Raw genomic sequence first — 21,200 nt, 5'->3', positions numbered from 1 at the left:
AGGCAGCTCACCGACCTGACCTCGCCGAACAGATTGTCGAGCACATAGCGCCAATGCGGCAGCATATCGAGGATCATGCCGCCACCGTCGGCCTTGCGGTAGTTCCACGACGGACGCTGCGCCTGCACGCCCCAATCACCCTCGAACACCCAGTAGCCGAACTCGCCGCGCACCGACAGGATTTTTCCGAAGAAGCCGCTGTCGCGCAGCATGGCGATCTTGCGCAGGCCCGGCAGGAACAGCTTGTCCTGCACGACGCCATTCTTGACGCCGCGTCGTTCGGCGGACGCTGCCACTGACAGCGCTTCTTCCAGCGTCTCTGAGATCGGCTTTTCACAATAGACATGCTTGCCGGCGGCAATCGCCTTCTCCAGCAACTCGACACGCATCTGCGTCGAGCCGGCATCGAAGAAGATCGCATTGGAGGGATCGGCCAGAGCGGCATCGAGATCGGTCGTCGTCTTCGCCAGGCCGTGCTTGCGGGCAATCGCCTCGATCTTCTCGGCATTGCGGCCGACAAGCACCGGCTCTGGCATCAGCCTGTCGCCATTCGACAAAAGCACCCCGCCCTGCTCGCGGATCGCCAGGATGGAGCGCAGCAGGTGCTGATTGTAGCCCATGCGTCCGGTGATGCCGTGCATGATGATCCCGATTGGCCTTGTCGCCATAAGCCATTCCTCCCGTAAATAACCATATAGTTACATAACTGACATGCCAATGCACGCCTGTCAACGCCCAGAAGCAAGAGCGCAAAGCAGGGATTACGGAGAGAGTGGCTGAAAGGCGCTTAGGGGCGCAGATAGGCGAAAATGACCTCGACGATATGCTCGCCCCAGGCCTCGATTTCACCCTTGTCCGAGAGATTGCGCCGGAAGATCGTCGACAGCGTCCAGCGGTTCGTCAGGAAGAACGAGCCAAGCGCGGCGATGCTCATGTATATCTTCACCGGATCGCAGCCGGGACGGAAATCACCGGAGGCCGCGCCTCGATCCAGCAGGCCGGAAATTTCCGCGACCAAGGGGGAATGCAGCTCGAAAATGCGGGCCGACCGCTTCAGGAAGCGGGCCTTGTGCATGTTTTCCGTGCTGAGAATGCCAAGGAATTCAGGGTGATCCAGGAAATATTGCCATGTGAAAACAACAAGCTCGCGCATGCCATCCCTGGGCGAGCGATGCGTGAGATCAAGCCTGGCCTCGGCCGAGCGGATGGCAATGTAGCTGCCTTCGAGAACGGCGACATAGAGCGCATCCTTGCCACCGAAATAATGGTAGAGCATCCGCTTGTTGATCTTGGCACGCTCGGCAATGGCATCAACGCGGGCGCCGCCATAGCCGCGCTCGGCAAACTCCTTCGTCGCTGCAGCCAGGATCGCCTTGCTCGTGCGCTCCGCGTCCCTCAGACGCGGCCGTTCCGCAGTCGCACGCGATGCCCCTTCGTCGGCATTCGCAGCGTCTGCGCTCTTGGCGCGGCGTTTCACGGTTCTGGCTTCCGACATCATGGCTCCCGGCGACATCTCACAAGGCTTAAAGGCCCTTCCTGTCGCCGATAAGTAACCGATCATCGCATCAGTTGACAGCCCCCGGCGATTCGCGGGCCGTAGTAACCAGACGGTTATATCGATTTAAATGTGGATATGTCATAATGAAAGCCGTTGCTTGAGGTACGAGTTTCCTTGGATATGGATGGAACGATCTTGCTTTCGTGGCCGGTCCGGCTCAAGAGAACGAATGGTAATTGGCACCGGATTGGCCCATGGCTGAAAAGCAGATCGCAATCATCGGCGGCGGCCCCGCCGGGCTCATGGCGGCAGAAGTTCTGTCTACTTCGGGCCATCGTGTCACGGTCTATGACAGCATGCCGACGGTTGCGCGCAAATTCCTGCTGGCCGGCAAATCCGGGCTGAACATCACCCATTCGGAAGAGTTCCGTCTCTTCGCCGACCGCTTCGGTACGGCCTCACCCCGGCTGCGCGCCGCGCTCGGCTGCTTTGGACCGGACGACGTCAGGGCCTGGGCCGAAGGATTGGGCACGGAGACATTTATCGGCTCCTCCGGCCGTGTGTTCCCGAAGACCATGAAGGCGTCGCCCCTGCTGCGCGCCTGGCTCGCGCGGCTGAAGGCCCAAGGTGTGAGGGTTATGACGCGGCACCGTTGGTCCGGTTTCGCCGATGGCGGCCTGGTTCTGGAGACACCACAGGGACGCGAGATCATCGACTATGACGCCGCTTTGCTCGCGCTTGGCGGTGCCAGCTATCCTCGATTGGGTTCGGATGCGGCATGGGTCGACTGGCTCGAAGACAAGGGGATCGATATCGCCGCCTTCCAGCCGGCCAATTGCGGCTTCGACGTCGCCTGGAGCGTGCCATTCAAGGAACGCTTCGCCGGCGCGCCGCTTAAAGCGGTCACAGCCACTTCCGAGGCAGGAACGTTTCCCGGTGAGTTCGTCATCTCGCAGACCGGCATCGAAGGCAGCCTCGTCTATGCCCATGCCGCCGCATTGCGCGACCGGCTGGCACGCGGAGACAAAGCTGCGCTCGTCGTCGATCTCGTGCCTGGACGTACAACCGAACGGCTCGCACGGGACCTCGCCCGGCAGGACGCTAAGATCAGCCTTTCCAACCGCCTGCGCAAGGGCGCGGGGATCGAAGCCGTGAAGGCCGGCCTGATCCGTGAACTGGCAGCGCCGCCTATCCTTTCAGATCCGGAAAGTCTCGCGCGGCTGATCAAGGCCTTGCCGATCCCGCTTTTGCGACCAAGGCCCATTGCCGAGGCCATCTCATCGGCCGGCGGCATCCGCTGGAGCGAGCTCGATGAGGGCTATATGCTGAAGAAGCTCCCCGGCCTGTTCGTCGCCGGGGAAATGATCGATTGGGAAGCGCCGACGGGCGGCTACCTGCTTACGGCCTGCTTTGCCGCCGGGCGAGCGGCGGCCGAGGGTATGGAGGCTTGGCTCAGGCGATGAAGGCCTGAAGTCTGGCGCGTCAACCGATCCGGCCGTTTGCCATCAGCCATGCGACAGATTCTTGAACCGCCTGCAGCGATGTATAGCGCGGCTGATAGCCGAGCAGTTTCTGCGCCTTGGCGATCGAGCAATTCGGGCTCCGGGCGATGTGCTCCCAGGTGGCCTGCGCATCCTCGGGCGTCTGGTCCTTTGCCCAAGCCTCATAGGGCAGAAACTCAAGCTTCGGTTCATGACCGAACCACCGTGACATCGCCTCGGCATAGCCCCTGAGCGTCAGCGCGCCGCTTGAAACCGCATGAAACGCCTCTCCGGTCGAGACGCGCCAATTGGCGATCGCGCCCAAGAACATCTGCGCGACATCATCGGCATGAACATGGTGAACCGTCTCGAGGCCGAAATTCGGTAAAGCAAGCGTTTCGCCGCGCGCCAATGTCGAAAACGCTGAGAGATTGAAATGGCCGGCCGGATTAAGCGGAGACCAGCCCGGTCCGACGATGTGGCCCGGGTGGATCAAGGTCGCGGGAAATCCCCGGCGGCGAGCCTCTTCCAGAAGATGCGTCTCGATTGCCGCCTTCTGCGTACCGTAGTCACCAAACGGCCGCTTTGGCGCCTCCTCCGGCGTCGGAACCACGGTCGAGAAGCCGTGCGTCCAGATCGTACCCGTATGCAGGAAGTGACTGACATGCCCGGCAAGCGCTGCGGTCAGGTGCCTGGCACTATCGAGCGTGAAACAGATCATGTCGATGACGATATCCGCCTTCAATGCGCGGATCGCGGGACCGAAACTGCCGTCTTTCTCCAAACCTGCGCGGTCCATGGTCAGCATTTCGACGTCTTCCCAGGCTCGGTTCGGCGAATAGGGCTTCGCCTGGCCTCGGCTGATTGCCACCACCTGGTGGCCCGCCTCGACCAGCCTTGGGACGAGATATGTCCCGACATGGCCGGTGGCGCCGATAACCACTACACGCGTCATGATGTCCTCCAAACGACCGAGATCATGATCGGCCAGTCTCGAAATTCGAAAAATCCCTGTTGAGAATAGGAGCGCGTGACGGTTTGTCATCCTTCGATCGAAGGACGCGGCGATTTTCTATGGTCGCGTGCCGATGAACTGCTTTTGCCCTTGCTGCTCTTGCTCATCCTCCGAGCGAATATAGACCTGCAGCGTGTAGCCGATGTGCTCGGTCATCAGCGCCTTGGCGCGATCGAGATCGCGGTCGAGGGCTGCTTCCATCAGTGCGGTATGGTGCTCGATCGCCATGGCATCCTGCAGGGCCGCTGCCGCCTTTTCATAGCCGATCGTCAGGCCGGCAGCAGCTCGCTGTGTCGGCGCCAAGCCGAGGAAGCGGTGATGGCGGCGAAGCTGGTCGCTGATAGTGGCCTGGAAACGCTGGAGCCAGTTCGATGTTGCCGCGCTGACGAGCGCGGCATGAAAGGCCGTATGCTTCTCGTCCCATTCGTCGGCCATCTCATCGGAGGCATCGTCCGGCACGATCTTGCAGCGCGACAGGCGGTAATGCGCTGTGACGACGGCGGACTCCCAGTCCGGGCCGCCCTTTTCGATCGACTCCAGAAGGAGCGGCATTTCGACGACCATGCGGGCCGCATCAGGTCTTCCAGTTCCGCACGCGATACGGGTGCTACTGCAAAGCCGCGATTGCTGACGGCCGTCACCAGCTTCTCGGCCTCCAGCCGCGACAGCGCCTCGCGAAGTGGTGTCCAGCCGACACCGTAAATATCCCGGAGAGCGCCGAGCCGCAAAGATGCGCCGGGTCTCAGCCTCGTATTGAGGATATCGCGCCGCAACAGCCAGTAGGCTGCCTCAGTCTTGCTCAACGCATCCTTGTCCTGCATGACCTCTATCCCAGCCCTCTTCCGGCCCGGATTATATATAAAATCGCCGTAACGGGAAATTATATATTAAAGGCGCGTGCGGTGCATATCATATATCACAAATTGACAGGCTAGCAGCAGTCGCTATGATCCGCGGTCAAGAGAGCCGAGGGAACATGGCTCCTTGACACATTCGGGAGGAAAATATGCGTAGCTTTACGTCCAAATGGCTGTCCAGCCTCGTGGTTGCCGGTGCCTTCATGGCAGGCGTCGCCTCGGCATCGGCCGAGCCCATCAAGATTGCAATCGCCAACTTCGGCGAGCATCCGCAGCTCAACGCCTCGATCGCCGGTTTCAAGAAGGCACTCGCCGATAATGGCTTCGTCGAAGGCAAGGATGTCGTCTATTCCGAAAGCAATACGAGCTTCGACGCTTCGCTCGTGCCGCAGATGATCGCCAAGCTGCAGTCCGAACATCCGAAGCTGATGTATACGGTCACGACACCGGTATCGCAGATCGCCAAGAAGGCGCTCGCCGGCTCCGGCATTCCGATCGTCTTCACCGCGGTCACCGATCCGGTCGCCGCCAAGCTCGTCCCGTCGTGGGATTCGGGTGACGTCGGCATTACCGGCTCAAGCGACCTGCAGGACATTTCCGCGATCCTGACCTTCACCAAAAAGCTGCTGCCGAATGCCAAGCGTCTCGGCGTGCCTTACAATCCGGGCGAAGCCAATGACGTTGCGCTGATCGACAAGGTAAAGGCTGCCGCTCCGGCTGCCGGCTTCGAGGTCGTGCCGGTCGGTGTCGACAACGTCAACGACATCCAGCAGCGCATTGCATCGCTCGCCGGCAAGGCCGACGTGATCTACACGCCGGCTTCCAACCTGCTGCAGCCGGCAATTCCTGCCGTTGCCGCCGCCGCCCGCCAGGCACAGATCCCGATCGTCAATTCCGACGATGCCGCCGTTCGCAGTGGCGTCGTCCCGGCCAGCTTCGCCGTCAACTACGAGCAGGTCGGCGAAAATGCCGGCAAGATCGCTGCCCAGATCCTCAAGGGTGCCGATCCGAAGACGATCAAGCCGTCCGTTCCGGCTTACAAGGACCATGCGCCGCTGATCAACAAGGCCGTGCTGAAGGCTTTCGGTGCCGAAGTCCCGGCTTCGCTTGCCGATTGCAATTGCTTCACGAAGTAATCGGCGGCATCTTCTAACGATCATTCGGATCCATGGCGGCGTCATGAACGCCGCCATTTTCTAAGCCTACATTGCAGGGAGGCACGGATGCTGGACATCAAATCCGCGCGCAAGGTTTTCTACAGAGGCCAGCCGGACGAGAAAGTCGCGCTCAACGGCCTGACACTTTCCCTCAAATCCGGTGAGTTCGGCGTCGTCATCGGCTCGAACGGCGCGGGCAAGAGCAGCATGCTCAACGCGATCTCAGGCGCACTCAGCCTCGATTCCGGAGAGATCCTCATCAACGGCAACGACGTGACCAACATGCCGGTGCACAAGCGCGCCGCCCGTCTGGCGCGCGTGTTTCAGGACCCGATGAAGGGAACTGCAGCGAGCATGACCGTCGGCGAGAACATGCTTCTGGCCGAATTGCGCGGCAAAACGCGAGGATTTCGTCCCGGGCTGAACGCTGCGCGCCTTGCCGCTTACAAGGAGCGTCTCGCCGTTCTCGGCCTCGGCCTGGAGAATCGGCTCGATACCAAGGTGGAGCTGCTTTCCGGTGGCCAGCGGCAATCGCTCTCGTTGATCATGGCGGTTGGCGGCTCGCCCGATGTTCTTCTGCTTGATGAACACACCGCCGCGCTTGATCCGCGCACCGCCGATATCGTCATGCAGGCAACGGTTCGCACGGTCGAGGCGCTGAAGCTGACGACGCTGATGGTGACGCACAACATGCAGCATGCCGTCGACTTCGGCGACAGCATCATCATGCTAGACGCCGGCCGCCTTCATCTGGAAATCACCGGGGAAGGAAAACGGCGCATCACCGTGCCCGAACTCATCGGTCATTTCTCCGTCAAGACCGACCGAATGTTGCTGGTGAGCTGATATCATGGATTTCATTCAGACAACCGTTTCGAGTTTCGTCTCGCTCATACCGGTCACGCTGGCACAGAGCTTCATCCTGAGCTTCGTCGTCCTCGGGATCATGATCCCCTTCCGCATGCTGAATTTTCCGGATCTGACCAGCGAAGGCGCATTTCCGCTCGGGGGCTGCGTCTGTGGCGTCCTGCTCGCCGCCGGCGTCGCTCCACCACTCGCCATTATCGTGGCCTTCGTCATCGGCCTTGCCGCCGGTTGCTGCACGGCATTCATTCACCTGCGTTTCCGCATCCACACGCTGCTCGCCGGCATCCTGATGTCGACGATGCTGTACAGCGTCAATCTCGCCATTATGGGCAAATCCAACCTGTCCGTCTTCGGCTCGCCGACCGTGTTCGACTGGGTGCCGTTTGCAGAACCCGGCTTCCCGGCAAGCAAGATCGTCGTTGCCGGCTTGATCGCCATTATCGTCCTCATCGGCCTCAATCTTTACTTCAAGACGGAAAAGGGCACGGCCATGCGCGCCGTCGGCTCCAATCCGGACATGGCAGAGGCACAGGGCATCAATGTCTGGGCCGCGACCATTGGCGGCGTCGGCATCGCCAGCGCGTTTTCGCCGCCGCGGCGCATTGATGGTGCAGTCTCAGGGCTTTGCCGACGTCAATATGGGCATCGGCATCCTGATCAACGGCCTCGCCGCGCTAATGATCGGCGAAGCCTTCACCGGCAAGCAGACCGTATTGCGACAGCTGCTTGCGCCTTTCGTTGGCTCAATCGTCTACTATCAGCTCGTATCGCTCAGCCTTGCCGCCGGCATGCCGCCGCCGAACCTGAAACTCGCCACGGGCCTCTTCGTGCTCATTATGCTGGCGCTACCGAGCATCCGCCGCAGCCGCGGCGGAGCAGCCACCCGGGAAACCATTCGCGAATAAATCAAGAGGCCATACAATCATGGACAGCCTTCCCGATCTCGCCGCCATTGAGGCTATGGACGAGAACGACCCACTGCGCGCCTTCCGCAGCCGTTTTGCCCTTCCAGCCGGCGTTATCTATCTCGATGGCAATTCGCTGGGCGCGGCCTCCCACGATGTCTTTGCCGAAGTGCGCCAGGCGGCCATGGAGGAATGGGGCAACGGCCTGATCCGCAGCTGGAACAGCGCCGGTTGGTTTCATCTTCCGCTCGAACTCGGTGATCGCATCGGCCGGTTGATCGGCGCGGCTGAGGGCCAGACTGTCGTCACCGACTCCACGTCGATCAATATCTACAAGACGCTGCATGCAGCCCTGACGATGCGGCCGGACCGCAACGTTATCGTCGCCGAAGGCGACAGCTTCCCCACCGATCTCTATATGGCCGAAGGCGTGGCTTCGACCCGTCCCGGCGTTACGCTTCGCCTCGAAGGCCGCGATGCCGATAGCATCGAGGAACTGATCGACGAGAGTGTGGCCGTCGTGCTCGTCAATCACGTCAACTACAAGAACGGCGAACTGCGCGACATGGCAGCACTGACCAAGCGCATTCAGGCGGCAGGCGCGCTTGTGATCTGGGATCTGTGCCATAGCGCCGGCGCGCTTCCTGTCGATCTCGATGGTTCAAACGCGGATTTCGCCGTCGGGTGCTCCTATAAATATCTGAACGGCGGCCCGGGTGCCCCGGCGTTCATCTATGCCGCGCGCCGCCACCATGCATCGATCGTCCAGCCGCTTAGCGGCTGGTGGAGCCATGCCCGGCCTTTTGCTTTCGAGCGAGTCTTTGATGGCGACGCCGGCATCAAGCGCTTCCTCTGCGGCACGCAGCCCATCCTTTCGCTGAGGGCGCTAAAGGGTGCGCTTTCGCTGTGGGATGAAGTGGACATGAATGCTCTGCGCCAAAAGAGCATCGCCCTCACCGATCTCTTCATCCGGCTCGTCGAAGCGAAATGCGGCCAATATGGCGTCATGTTGGACACCACGCGCGACAGCGAGCGGCGCGGCAGTCAGGTCTCTTTTACCCATAGCAACGGCTATGAGGTCATGCAGGCATTGATCGACAGCGGCGTGATCGGCGATTTCCGCGCGCCCTCGACACTGCGCTTCGGCTTCACTCCGCTTTACGTCAGTTTTCACGATGTCTGGCGCGCGGCGGCGGTTCTGGAAGAGATCTTGCGCAGCGGTTCATGGAAAGATGCACGCTTTGCCGTGCGCTCGGCTGTAACCTGACCGATCGTCGCCGAGCGCCGAAACGGAGGAGTTGGAAATGAGCTATTTCAAGCTGACCGACTGGGAGAGCGCCTATACCAACGGCGCGTACATCGTTGACGGCAATCGATGGCCGGATGCCTGGGTGGAGCCAGCCAGGTCTTTCCGCGAAAGCCTTTCCGCAGCGGGGCGCGCAAAGCTTGATCTCGTCTATGGTCCCGCTGAGCGCAACCGCTTCGATCTCTTCCTGCCCGAAGGCCACCCAAAGGGATTGGTGGTTTTCGTGCATGGCGGCTACTGGCTGCAGCTGGACAAGAGCTATTGGTCACATCTCGCGGCCGGCTCGATTGCGGCCGGCTATGCGGTGGCAATCCCCTCTTACACGCTTTGCCCGGCAAATCGCATCGGCGGCATCGGCAGGGAGATCGCGGCGGCGATCACCAAGGCAGCGGAGATGGTGGACGGCCCCATCATTCTGACGGGGCATTCGGCCGGCGGTCAGCTCGTCGCCCGAATGATGACGACGACGTCGCCGCTAGACGAGGCGATTCTCAGGCGCATCCGCCATGTTCTCGCGATCTCCGGCTTGCACGACCTGCGTCCGATCATGAAGCGCAAAATGAACAAGGAACTTCGTATCGATGCCGCCGAAGCAATGGCCGAAAGCCCGGCATTGCTGGAGCCAGTAGCCAATGTCCGCCTTACGTGCTGGGTGGGCGGCGCGGAGCGCGCGGAATTCATTCGCCAGAATGCTTTGCTGGCCAATATCTGGACCGGGCTTGGCGCCGCAACGGAAGCGGTAGTCGAGCCGGACAAGCACCATTACACGGTCTTGGATGGGCTTACCGATGCCTCTCATCCGCTGACGCGGAGCTTGCTCGCTGAATAGGCCAACGGCCTAGGAAGAAGCTCTCGGCGCGCGTATTCCGCGCCGAGAGCTTGCAGACGTTATGCGGTGACGGGCGCATTCATGGCCCAGGTGACGCCGAAGCGGTCGCGAAGCTGGCCCCAGCGATCACCCCAGAACATCACCTGCGGCTCGACGATGACCTCAAGCCCGGCATCGACGGCGCGCTTCCACCACGCATCGAAGTCCTCGACGACGAGCTGCATGACGAAAGACTGCGGCTTTTCCAGCGCATGGCCGTATTCCGGATAGGCATCCCCCAGCATGACGGAGCTGCCGTTGATGTAGAGATGGATGTGCATGGTCCGGCCCTTTTCGTCGACCGGGAACATGAAGGCCTCTTCGGCGCCGAAAGCACGCTTGTAAAACTCGGCCGCCTTCGTCGCGCCATCTACCGTCAGATAGGCCACGACACCGCCACGCACCGGCACGCGCGGTTGAGAAGCCTGGGTCTGTTCTGTTGTATCGGTCATGTTCGTCTCTCCTTGGGGACGGGTTTATGGGTCGTGCCCTTGCGTTGGGCTGCCCCAAGGACGTCAGCCGGAGAGACATTCCGACAGAGGAGATCGATTTTTTTCAAATATTTTTGGCAGCCCGGTGAGGCGTCATCGTTCAGGCTTTATCCATGCACCGGCTGCCGGGCGCGAATGACCTTTGGGGGATAGATCTCGCTGAAAATACGCGCCTCGGCCTCCGCACGTGGCATCGGCCGCCCAAGTAGAAAGCCCTGCACCTCGTTATAGCCTTCGGCGCGCAGCTTCGCCAATTGTGCTTCCGTTTCAATGCCCTCGGCGAGCGTCACCGCATTGAAACCAGAGGCAATACCGACCACGGCACGCACGATCGCCAGATTGCCCGGATCGGTCTCCATGCCGGCGACGAAGCTGCGATCCAGCTTGATCTTGTCGAAGGAAAACGAACGCAGGTAACTGAGCGACGAGTAGCCGGTGCCGAAATCGTCGATAGCGATGCGGATACCGAGCTCCTTCAGGGCGCGCAGCAGCGACAGGCTTTGCTCGACCTCGGAAAGCAGGACGGATTCGGTGACTTCTATCTCCAGCCGCCCGGGGCTGAGGCCGGTTTCATCGAGAACCGTGACGACGCTGGCAAGCAGGCTTGCATGGCGGAATTGATAGACCGACAGGTTGATGGCGATTTTCAGATTGTCCGGCCAATGTGCGGCAGTCCGGCACGCTTCCCGCAGCACCCAGTCGCCGATCGGCACGATCATGCCGGTCTCTTCGGCAACGGGGATGAACTCGGCCGGCGCGATGAGACCGCGCCTGGGATGGCGCCAGCGGATCAGAGCCTCGAAACCCGACAGGCCGTCATTGTCCAGCCGGATGATCGGCTGATAGTGGAGTTCGAATTCGCCGTTCTGCAGGGCTTCCCGAAGCTCGAGGGTAAGCTGATGGCGCCGCTCCGCCTCAAGTCGCATGTCGGCCTGGTAGAAGCGATAGGTCGACCGACCGCTGCCCTTGGCGGCATAGAGCGCCAGATCCGCATCCCGCATCAGTACGTCGGCATCGCTGCCGTGCTCCGGCGCCATCGCGATGCCGATACTGCAGGTCACATGTTCGCGCACGCCGTCGAGATCGAAGGGCACGGAAAGCGAGAGCAGCAGCAGATCCGCAAAACGCTGGGCCCGCCCCGCATCGGTCATTTTCAGCACCAGCGCGAACTCATCGCCGCCGAGGCGCGCGACCAGATCGCTCTTCTCGGCAAGCTGCAGGAGGCGTTCGGCGACCTGACGCAACAGCATGTCACCGGCAGCATGGCCCTTGCTGTCATTGATATGCTTGAAATGATCGACATCGATATAGAGCAGCGCAATCGGCTTTTCCGGCGTCGCGGAGGCTACCTGCCGCACGATGCTCTCAGAAAAGAAGGCCCGGTTCGGCAGGCCTGTTAGGGAATCGTGCATGGCGAGATGCGCAAGCTTCGCCTCGACGCTGCGCTCCTCCGTGACGTCCTGCGAGATGCCGAGAAGGTAGCGCGGCGCCTGCCCCTTCGGAGCCGGGAGCACGCGCTTTGCTGTCTTGATGATGCGCGGAACGCCATCCAGCGCATGGATAGTCTCTTCGAACCCGACGGTTGAGCCGGTGTCGAAGGCAAGCCTGTCCTGCTCCCGAAAAATCGCGGTCTGCTCGTCCGAAAATACGGCCTCATCCGGCTTGCCGACGACATCTTTCGCGCGTTGCCCAATGATGCCGCCACAGGCTTCGTTGAACAGGATGTAACGGCCTTCCCTCGCCATATCCTTGACGAAGACGCCGACCGGAAGATTGTCGACGATACTGTCGAGCAGCGACTGCGTGGCATCGACCTGACGACGGGCAGCGTTGACCTCGGAGCGATCCTGGACGATCGCCAGGATCGCGGCCTTGCCATCGAAGCAGATCTCACGGCCGTAGGTCAAAACCTCGAACGTCTGGCCATCGGCCTTCAGATGCGTCCAGCGCTGCGCCATCTCCATGTCGGTGCGCTGGTGCACGGCATCGAGCATGCGCTCGCGCTCTTCCTCAGGCCGGATATCAAGCACGGTCATGACGGCGAAAGCAGCATGCGTATAGCCATAGAGATCGCGCGCTGCGTCATTGACGATCAGGAATTTCAGCGTCTGCGGATCATAGACCCACATCGGCGAGGGATGCGTCTTGAAAAGCGATCGAAAATCATCGTTCGGGGCGTCCGGCCAGACGGAATTCATGGACAGGTCGACCTTGCCAATTCGAGTTGAAATATTAGCGAATTGCAGATTTATAATCGAAAAAGTTAAATAAAATCAAAATACTAGACTAGCTTAAACTTTAAGCAAAAGCCTATCGAATATGCAACCAGCCGCTTTATTTTCGCGATAACTCGGCAGCGAAACGAGTGTTCTTGCAAACATGCCGTTTGATTGATCAGAACGATGTCGACCTTGCCGATCTCTTGGACATTAGGTGATATGACCTCGATCCGGGCATAAGACAATCGGCGAGGTTTGCCGACAATCATGCGCTGTCACAAGTCTATGGCATTCCGTAGCCATTGTTACGGCCACTGATGGAGGCAGGGAAAGCTTCGCAAAAACCGTCGACACCGCCTATGGTGAACAGGGCGACATCATGGAAGCGTTGGAACAACGGGATCGAATCGCCTAAGCTCATCATATGAACCGCCACCTGCGGGCCGGGCCGCAACTCATCGCGCCGAAGGCCATTTGAGACATCCATTTCATCACGGATCCATGACATGAAAAGACAGACGCTCGACACCGGCTGGACCATCTCGCGCCTTCGCGCGCCCTCCAGCGCACCGTCGCTGCCGAACAGCATTGCGGCGGCCGTGCCCGGCAACGTGCATCTCGACCTGATGGCGGCGCAGCTGATCACCGACCCCTATCTCGACGTCAACGAAATCTCGCAGGACTGGATTGGTCGCTCCGCCTGGCGCTATCGGCTCGCCTTCGACTGGGACGGCGAAGACGCCGATCGCGTCGATCTATCCTGCCTCGGCCTCGACACTGCGGCGCGCCTGGAGCTGAACGGCAAAGTCCTCGGCGAAACCCGCAACATGCACCGCAGTTACCGCTTCGATATCGGCGACAGCCTCAAAAGCGGCCGTAACGAGCTGATCGTCGATTTCCAATCCGCCTATGAACATGGCGAAGAGGTCCGCAAGCAGCTCGGCAGCGCCGCCGATATTCCCCAGAACTATCCCGGCCCGAGCAATCTCATCCGCAAGATGGCCTGCAATTTCGGCTGGGACTGGGGTCCGACCGTCGTCACCTCGGGTATCTGGCAACCGATCGCCGTGGAAAGCTGGTCGAAGGCGCGCCTCGGCAGCATTCGACCGGAGATCACGCTGCAGGGCGGCCAGGGCGTCGCGCGCCTGCATGTCGAGATCGAATGGGCGACGAAGGGTACGGATAGCGTGGCCTTGGTGCTGTCGGTCGGCGGCAAGCGCTCGGAAGTCCGTGTTGCGCAGGGAGAAACCCACGCGCAGATCGAGTGCCGCATCGACAATCCGCAAGTCTGGTGGCCGCATGGGCTCGGCGACCAGCCGCTCTACGACCTCGAGCTGCAACTGCTCGGCTCCGATGGTGCATCTCTCGACGACTGGACTCGCCGCGTCGGCTTCCGCTCCGTGCGGCTAGACACGACGCCGGATGAGATCGGCTCTGCCTTCACCCTCGTCGTCAACGACGTGCCGGTCTTTGCCCGCGGCGCCAACTGGATTCCGGATGACTGCTTCCTGCCGCGCGTGACGCGAGAGCGCTATCGCGAGCGGATCGCCCAGGCGCGCGATGCCAACATGAATTTGCTGCGCGTCTGGGGCGGCGGTATTTACGAGACCGATACGTTCTATGAAGAATGCGACGCCGCCGGTATCATGGTCTGGCAGGATTTCCTGTTTGCCTGCGCCACCTATCCCGAAGAAGAGCCTGTCTACAGCGAGATCGAGGCGGAGGCGCGCGAAGCCATCACCCGGCTCATGCCCTACGCCTCGCTGGTGATCTGGAACGGCAACAACGAGAATATCTGGGGCTATTTCGACTGGGGCTGGCAGGACGTGCTCGGCAATCGCCCCTGGGGCGCCGGCTATTACCTCGATCTGCTGCCGAAGCTCGTGGCGGAAATCGATCCGACCCGGCCCTATTGGGCGGGAAGCCCCTATTCCGGCTCGATGGAGATCGCGCCGAATGCCGACGAGCATGGCTGCAAGCACATTTGGGACGTCTGGAACGAGGTGGGATACGAGACCTACCGCAACTATATCCCCCGCTTCTGCTCAGAATTCGGCTGGCAGGCGCCCTCGACCTTCGCGACACTGACGCAATCCGTGCGCGAGGCGGATCGCGCACCCGCCTCCCCCGGGGTCCTGCACCATCAAAAGGCAACGGGCGGCAACGACAAGCTGCTGCAGGGGTTGGAAGGCTGGTTCCCGCACCCGCAGAATTTCGATGACTGGCTATTCGTCACCCAACTCAATCAGGCGCGTGCCATCGGCTTCGGCATCGATCACATGCGCTCGCACCGGCCGACCTGCATGGGCACGATCGTCTGGCAGCTCAATGATTGCTGGCCGGTGACGTCATGGGCGGCGATCGACGGCGCCGGGCGCAAGAAACCGCTCTGGTACGCATTGAAGCACAGCTACGCCCCGCATCTCCTGACCATCCAGCCGCGCGGCGATGGGCTTGCCGCCGTTGCCGCCAACGATGCGACATTGTTCTGGCGCGTGCCTTTCACCATCGAGCGCTTCGATTTCAACGGCAAGCTGCTGGCTCATCATTCCGTCTGGCGCGTCCTCTGCGACCGCTTCGAGAATGCCGACATCGCGATCCCGGACGACGTGGCAACGCCGGGCGATCCCCGACGGGAATTTCTGCGCGCCCGCCTTGGTGATGCCGAAGCCTGGTGGTTCTTCGAGAAGGATATGGAGCTGCGCTATCCACATCCGCGCTTCGATATTCAGACCGTCGAGACCGGCGATGGAATTGCGGTGACCATCACGGCGCATACGCTGCTGCGGGACCTCTGCCTGTTCGTCGATCGCATCAGCCCGAATGCCGAGGTCGACGACATGCTCGTCAACCTGATGCCCGGTGAAGACAGGACCTTCCGCATCAGCGGCATCTCGAAAGAGGCCTTTGAGGAAGCCGATTTGTCCGCGGTCATCCGCACGGCCAATCAGGTCGCGGAGACCTCGACGCATCGATAGGCCGGCATTGTTTACGGCTAAAAGATCCGGCGCCCGGCGCCGGGTCGGATCTGATGTTTTCCGTCTTTCTCCGGCAAGCCGTCACAAAAGATTGCGCTCGCGAATGGCGAAATGCCTCCTATATTCAGGCTCTACCTTATGCTTTAGTGCGCCCATCCGATCCATGAATCAGCGAGACCTAGCTTATGTCCTCGGACTTCAATCGCAACTTTCAGACGCCCCGTCGCGAAGAACTCGGTCTTACCACGCTTACCAATAGTGCCGGCCTTTCGGCTTCGGCGCTGCCGAACGGCACGCTGTTTTCGATCGATTTCGCCGATCAGCAGGGCGGCGTCATGATCAACCAGGTGCTGGGATCGCCTATCTATGGCGGTATCGGAAGGCTTTATCTGCGCGTCGGCGGCGCCAAGCCTGAAACGGTCGAGATCGTTGGCCCGAAGGCTGCCGTGCGTTTCGGTCATGCCGAGGGCGGCTTCTCCTGGAGCGGCGAGACGGCTGAGATCAAGCACACGGTCAGCCTTCGGCTGCATCCGAGCGAAACCGCATGGTTCTGGCAAGTATCGCTCGAAAACACGACCGGCGCGACGCTCGCGGCAGATCTCATTCTCCTACAGGATGTCGGCCTTGGCGATCGCGGCTTCCTGATGAACAGCGAGGCCTATGCCTCGCAATATATCGACCATCACATTGCCAGCCATGCCGCCTTCGGACCCGTGGTCATGAACCGGCAGAACCTCCAGCAGGGCGGCAAACGCAACCCGTGGCTGGCACAGGGATGCCTTGAAGGTGCGGCAGCCTTTGCGACCGACGCTATCCAGCTTATCGTGCCGGCGAAAGACAATGATGGCGTCATGGTGCCGGATTTTGGCACCAACCTTCCGAGCCTGCGTCGACAGCACGAGGTTGCCTGCCCGGCGATCCAGTCGAAGCCGCTTTCGCTCGCACCGGGTGCGACGGCCGCAACGACCTTCTTTGGCCTCTTCGTTGCCGATCATCCGGCTGCTTCCAGCGACGCCGACCTTGCCCGCCTCGATGGCCTCTCCAAGCTGACGGGGGAACTTGGCGACGGCGCGATTGCCGCCGAGCCCGCAGCCCGCAGCCTTGTGCAGGATGCGCCTTTTGCCGTCAGCGAAAGCCTCGGTCAGGCGGATATCGATGCGCTTTATCCCAAGCGCATGCTTGAAGAACATGTGGACGGAAGGCTCATTTCCTTCTTCGTGCCGGATGGGCCGCATAACAGGCACATCGTGCTACGCGAAAAGGAACGTGTCGTGGCGCGCCGCCACGGCGCCATCATCCGCAGCGGACAGAACATGCTGCTCGACGACAAGACTCTGGCCGCAACTTGCTGGATGCAGGGCATCTTCGCCGCGCAGTTGACTATCGGCAACACCTCCTTCCACAAGCTCTTTTCCGTTTCCCGCGATCCTTACAATCTGACGCGGGCAAGCGGGTTGCGCATTCTCGTCGATCTCGGCGACGGCTGGCGCCTGCTGGGCGTGCCCGCCGCCTTCGAGATGGGCTTGAGCGACACCAGCTGGATCTACCGGCTGTCCGGCCGCACCATCACCGTCTCGGCAATCGCCGATGGCAACGATCCGGCCATGCAGTGGAGCGTATCGGTGGATGGGCATGCCTGCCGCTTCCTCGTCTTCGGCCACATCGTGCTCGGCGAGCGTGATTATGAAGCCGTCGCCAATATTGCGATCGATACAGCTGGCAAGCGGATCTCCTTTCGCCCGCAACCCTCGTGGCTCTGGGATCGCTACCCGAACGCGGCCTACCATCTCGTCACCTCGACGCCGGAAGCTTTCGAGGCCTTTGGCGGCGACGAACTGCTCTATGATGACGGCGCCTCCCGCAACGGCCCGTTCATCGCGCTGAAGTCGCATTCCACGAAAGGGTTGCGCTTTGCCGTCACCGGCTCGATGGCCGATGCGGCGGCAGGCGAGGCTTTTGCCAAGCGCTATGCCGCGGGTGTGACGAGCGAAGAAATGCTCGTGCCGGCACAACGCTTCTGGAGCCATGTGACGCGCAACGCCCGCATCGAGGGTGATGACCCGGATGTTTTGGCGCAGGCCGTCATGGTGCCCTGGATTGCCCATGATGCGATCGTGCATCTGAGCGTGCCGCATGGGCTCGAGCAATATACCGGTGCTGCCTGGGGAACGCGCGACGTCTGCCAGGGTCCGGTGGAATTCCTGCTGGCTTATGAGCATGACGAGGAAACCCGAGAAATCCTCAGCACGCTCTTTTCCGAGCAGTATCGCGATCGTGGCGACTGGCCGCAATGGTTCATGCTGGAGCCGTATGCCAATATCCGCGCCGGTGAGGCCCATGGCGATATCGTCGTCTGGCCGCTCAAGGCGCTGTGCGACTATATCGAGGCGACGGGCGATATCGCTTTCCTTGCCGAAACCGTGCCATGGCGTGCCGACGACACCATGCTGCTGACCTCGGAGCGCGCGACGATCTCCGATCACGTCGAAAAGCTGCTCGAAACCGTGCGCAGCCGCTTCGTGCCGGGCACCAGCCTCATCCGCTATGGCGAGGGCGACTGGAACGACAGTCTGCAGCCGGCCGATCCGCACCTGCGCGACTGGATGGTCAGCAGCTGGACCGTCTCTCTGCTGTACGAACAGTTGGTGCGCTATGCGAGCATCCTCACGCTTGCCAGCCGCAATGAAGAAGCGCAGTCGCTTCAGGCAACGGCTGTTGCCATGCGCGCCGACTTCAACCGGCTGCTGATGCGCGACGGCATCGTGGCAGGCTACGGCGTCTTCGATCCGAGCCATGATGGCGTCGAGCTGTTGCTGCACCCAGAGGATACCCGCACCGGCCTGCATTACTCGCTGATCGCGATGACCCAGCCGATGATCGGCGGGTTGTTTACGCCGGATCAGCGTCATGCCCACATGAAGATCATCCGCGACAATCTCCTCTTCCCGGATGGCGTGCGGCTGATGGAAAAGCCGGCGACCTATTCCGGTGGTCCGGAAAAGCTGTTCCGTCGCGCCGAATCCTCCTCCTTCTTCGGCCGCGAGATCGGGCTGATGTATGTGCATGCGCATCTGCGCTACTGCGAAGCCCTTGCGCTCGATGACGATGCAGAAGCGGTCTGGGCCGCCCTGGCGCTCGCCAATCCGATCGCAGTCAGCGGCCGGCTGGACCATGCCTCGCTGCGCCAGCGCAACACCTATTTCAGCAGCAGCGACGCCGCTTTCGACGATCGCTATAAGGCCTCGTCCGATTGGGGCCGCGTCAAGGCGGGCGATATTGCTGTCGACGGTGGCTGGCGCACCTATTCGAGCGGCCCGGGCCTCTATACCAAGAGCCTGATCGGCAATGTCTTCGGCTTCAAGCGGCAATTCGGCCAGCGCATCCGCAAGCCGCTCTTGCCGGCGTCCGTCGGCGCGTGCGAGGTCAAGCTCGACTTCAAGGCTTGACCCCAGGAACGCAGAAAGGGAGCCGTTGATCCGGCTCCCTCATTTTAGAATTAAGCTGCCTGGTCCCAGACCGGGGCAAGGCCATCAGGGCTGACGATGCGGCCATCCGGCCGGGCAAGTGCATGGATTGCCGCCATCTCATCCTGCGTCAGTACCAAATCGAAGACAGCGGCGTTTTCCATTGCGCGGCTTTCGGACACGGTCTTCGACAGGACAACCAGACCCTGCTGCACGATCCAGCGCAGGACGATCTGCGCAACCGATTTTCCGTGACGGCCTGCGATCTCCTTCAGCACCGCGTCAGACAGGACCTTCCCGTCAGCCATGGCATAATAGCCCGTCACCGACATGCCGAGATCCCTGGCCGTCCCGATGACAGCGGACTGATCGAGATAGGGGTGGAATTCGACCTGATTGGTGACGAGCGGCAGATCGCTCAACGTCACGGCCTCGCGCATCAGCGCCCGGTTAAAGTTGGAAACGCCGATATGGCGCACCTTCCCTGCCTTGGCCACCTGGTTCAAAGCGCCGATCTGTTCGGCAAGCGGCACGGCATCGTTCGGCCAGTGCAGAAGCAGGAGGTCGACATAGTCGGTCTTCAGCTTTGTCAGGCTTTCGTCGACTGAGGCGATGAAAGCGTCGTGGCGATAGTTCTCGACCCAGACTTTCGTGGTCAGGAAGAGATCGCCGCGGGCAATGCCGGAGTGCTTGATACCATTACCGACTTCGGCCTCGTTGCCGTAGATCTGGGCGGTGTCGATGTGGCGATAGCCGTTGCGAAGTACATGCGCCACCATGCGTTCGGTATCGGGGCCTGGCACGCGGAAAGTGCCGAAGCCGAGAGCGGGAATGGAAGCGCCGTTGGCGTTGACGATTTGCATGGATTGTCCTTTCAATTGCAAAGTCTGATCAGGCAGCGCAGGAAACGGCCTGCGTTGCAGAGGCCGAGCGGCGGTCGAGCGCGCCGCTCCACAGAGTGAACACCAGGGCAGCGACGACCAGGATCGCACCGACCCAAGGCGTGGCACCGAGGCCAAGCGAGGATTCCACCACCAGCCCGCCGACCCACGCACCGGCGGCAATGCCGAGATTGAAGGCGGCGATGTTAAGCGCCGAAGCGACATCAACTGCGGCCGGGCGAACTTCGCGGGCAAGCTGCACGACATAGAGCTGCAGTCCAGGCACGGTTGCGAACGACAGGAAGCCAAGGGCTGCGAGCGTCGGAATGGTGAGCCAGGGCGAGACGGCCGTGAAGGTAAAGAGCGCCAGCACAATCGCCTGAGCAACGAAAAGCCATGTCAGCGTGCGGACCGGATTGCCGTTGGCAAGGCGACCACCGACGACATTGCCGATAGCTATGGCGATACCGTAGAGCATCAGGATGAGGCTGACGGCAGAAGCTTCAAAGCCGGTCACTTCCTGCAGGATAGAAGCCAGGAACGTGAAGGTGACGAAAGTACCGCCGTAACCGAGCGCGGTCATGGCAAAGACGATCAGCAATCGGCCGCTTGCAAGCACGCGGACCTGTTCGCCGATAGTGGCCGGCGGGGCCTTCTTCAGGTTCGACGGCAGCAGAAGCGCAATACCGGCAAAGGCGATGACACCGAGAGCTGCGACGGCGGCAAAGGTAGCGCGCCAGCCGAAGGTCTGGCCAATGAAGGTGCCAAGGGGAACACCGGTGACGATGGCAACCGTCAGGCCCATGAACATCATGGCAATTGCCGAGGCACGGCGGTTTTCCGGCACGAGATCGGCAGCGATGGTCGAGCCGACGGAGAAGAAGACACCATGAGCAAAGGCCGAGAACACGCGGGCGACCAGAAGCGGCGCATAGGACGGGCTCAAGGCGGCCATGCTGTTGCCGATGATGAACAGCGCCATCAGGCCGAGCAGCAGCGGCTTGCGCTCGATGCGACCGGTGAGCGCGGTGAGGATCGGTGCGCCGAAGGTGACGCCGAGCGCATAGACGCTGACGATGAGGCCGGCGAGCGGCAAGTTGATGTGAAGGTCGTTCGCCACGGTGGGCAGCAGTCCGACGATAACGAATTCGGTTGTTCCGATCGCATAGGCCGCGATCGTCAACGCAAAGAGAGCGAGAGGCATGGGATCACC

The 21,200-nt window shown here is 61.2% G+C and carries 14 protein-coding genes and 2 pseudogenes; 8 read left to right on the top strand and 8 right to left on the bottom strand.

Going from position 1 to position 21,200, the window contains the following annotated elements; genetic code table 11:
- Together BSK43_RS34945 and BSK43_RS34940 are read right to left on the bottom strand one after the other, a co-directional pair.
- Nucleotides 1-668: Gfo/Idh/MocA family oxidoreductase (locus tag BSK43_RS34945; RefSeq protein WP_169055503.1), on the bottom strand; the 668-nt coding region annotated here is incomplete at its 3' end.
- A gap of 119 nt (nucleotides 669-787) precedes the next feature.
- Nucleotides 788-1,495 (bottom strand): TetR/AcrR family transcriptional regulator, encoded by a 708-nt coding sequence (locus BSK43_RS34940; RefSeq protein ID WP_136687446.1) that lies wholly within the window; start codon nucleotides 1,493-1,495, stop codon nucleotides 788-790.
- 257 nt (nucleotides 1,496-1,752) lie between these two features.
- Between BSK43_RS34940 and BSK43_RS34935 the strand changes: the two genes are divergently transcribed.
- A complete protein-coding gene (locus BSK43_RS34935; RefSeq protein ID WP_077467708.1) occupies nucleotides 1,753-2,961 on the top strand; it encodes a TIGR03862 family flavoprotein in 1,209 nt (402 codons plus the stop codon).
- A 19-nt stretch (nucleotides 2,962-2,980) separates the two neighbouring features.
- Here the strand turns inward: BSK43_RS34935 and BSK43_RS34930 are convergent, their stop codons facing one another.
- Both BSK43_RS34930 and BSK43_RS34925 read right to left on the bottom strand, forming a co-directional pair.
- Nucleotides 2,981-3,934, bottom strand: a complete 954-nt coding sequence (locus BSK43_RS34930; protein ID WP_077467707.1) for an NAD(P)-dependent oxidoreductase — start codon at nucleotides 3,932-3,934, stop codon at nucleotides 2,981-2,983.
- Nucleotides 3,935-4,051: 117 nt separating this feature from the next.
- A pseudogene (locus BSK43_RS34925) lies at nucleotides 4,052-4,815 on the bottom strand (GntR family transcriptional regulator).
- Between the two features lie 185 nt (nucleotides 4,816-5,000).
- Between BSK43_RS34925 and BSK43_RS34920 the strand changes: the two are divergent.
- From BSK43_RS34920 to BSK43_RS34900, 5 genes and pseudogenes are all read left to right on the top strand, one after another.
- A complete protein-coding gene (locus tag BSK43_RS34920) occupies nucleotides 5,001-5,987 on the top strand; it encodes an ABC transporter substrate-binding protein (RefSeq protein WP_077467706.1) in 987 nt (328 codons plus the stop codon).
- A gap of 87 nt (nucleotides 5,988-6,074) precedes the next feature.
- A complete protein-coding gene (locus BSK43_RS34915) occupies nucleotides 6,075-6,854 on the top strand; it encodes an ABC transporter ATP-binding protein (protein ID WP_068395150.1) in 780 nt (259 codons plus the stop codon).
- 4 nt (nucleotides 6,855-6,858) lie between these two features.
- Nucleotides 6,859-7,780, top strand: a pseudogene (locus BSK43_RS34910) (ABC transporter permease).
- Between the two features lie 19 nt (nucleotides 7,781-7,799).
- On the top strand, nucleotides 7,800-9,047 hold the full coding sequence (kynU, locus tag BSK43_RS34905) for a kynureninase (protein ID WP_077470357.1): 1,248 nt from the start codon (nucleotides 7,800-7,802) through the stop codon (nucleotides 9,045-9,047).
- A 37-nt stretch (nucleotides 9,048-9,084) separates the two neighbouring features.
- Entirely contained in the window at nucleotides 9,085-9,915 is an 831-nt protein-coding gene (locus tag BSK43_RS34900; protein ID WP_077470356.1) for an alpha/beta hydrolase, read from the top strand.
- Between the two features lie 59 nt (nucleotides 9,916-9,974).
- Here the strand turns inward: BSK43_RS34900 and BSK43_RS34895 are convergent, their stop codons facing one another.
- Together BSK43_RS34895 and BSK43_RS34890 are read right to left on the bottom strand one after the other, a co-directional pair.
- The gene (locus BSK43_RS34895; RefSeq protein WP_077470355.1) at nucleotides 9,975-10,406 is read right to left on the bottom strand and encodes a glyoxalase/bleomycin resistance/extradiol dioxygenase family protein; all 432 of its coding nucleotides are present in this window, start codon (nucleotides 10,404-10,406) and stop codon (nucleotides 9,975-9,977) included.
- A gap of 146 nt (nucleotides 10,407-10,552) precedes the next feature.
- The gene (locus BSK43_RS34890) at nucleotides 10,553-12,643 is read right to left on the bottom strand and encodes a bifunctional diguanylate cyclase/phosphodiesterase (protein WP_077470354.1); all 2,091 of its coding nucleotides are present in this window, start codon (nucleotides 12,641-12,643) and stop codon (nucleotides 10,553-10,555) included.
- A gap of 527 nt (nucleotides 12,644-13,170) precedes the next feature.
- Here BSK43_RS34890 and BSK43_RS34885 point away from each other — a divergent pair.
- Complete coding sequence (locus tag BSK43_RS34885) at nucleotides 13,171-15,642, top strand: glycoside hydrolase family 2 protein (RefSeq protein WP_077470352.1); 2,472 nt, start codon at nucleotides 13,171-13,173, stop codon at nucleotides 15,640-15,642.
- Between the two features lie 185 nt (nucleotides 15,643-15,827).
- A complete protein-coding gene (locus tag BSK43_RS34880) occupies nucleotides 15,828-19,088 on the top strand; it encodes a cellobiose phosphorylase (protein ID WP_077470351.1) in 3,261 nt (1,086 codons plus the stop codon).
- Between the two features lie 50 nt (nucleotides 19,089-19,138).
- Here BSK43_RS34880 and BSK43_RS34875 read toward each other — a convergent pair whose 3' ends face one another.
- Both BSK43_RS34875 and BSK43_RS34870 read right to left on the bottom strand, forming a co-directional pair.
- Entirely contained in the window at nucleotides 19,139-19,969 is an 831-nt protein-coding gene (locus BSK43_RS34875; RefSeq protein ID WP_077470350.1) for an aldo/keto reductase, read from the bottom strand.
- Between the two features lie 28 nt (nucleotides 19,970-19,997).
- Nucleotides 19,998-21,191 carry an MFS transporter gene (locus BSK43_RS34870; RefSeq protein WP_077470349.1) on the bottom strand — a complete coding sequence of 398 codons (1,194 nt, stop codon included), beginning with the start codon at nucleotides 21,189-21,191 and terminating at the stop codon, nucleotides 19,998-20,000.
- Nucleotides 21,192-21,200 lie beyond the last annotated feature (9 nt).

Origin of the sequence: Rhizobium sp. P44RR-XXIV, from assembly GCF_001999485.2 — a bacterium.
Taxonomy (GTDB): domain Bacteria; phylum Pseudomonadota; class Alphaproteobacteria; order Rhizobiales; family Rhizobiaceae; genus Rhizobium.
The sequence above is the reverse complement of the archived record's forward strand: the minus strand, read 5'-3'. Positions and strand labels throughout refer to the sequence as shown.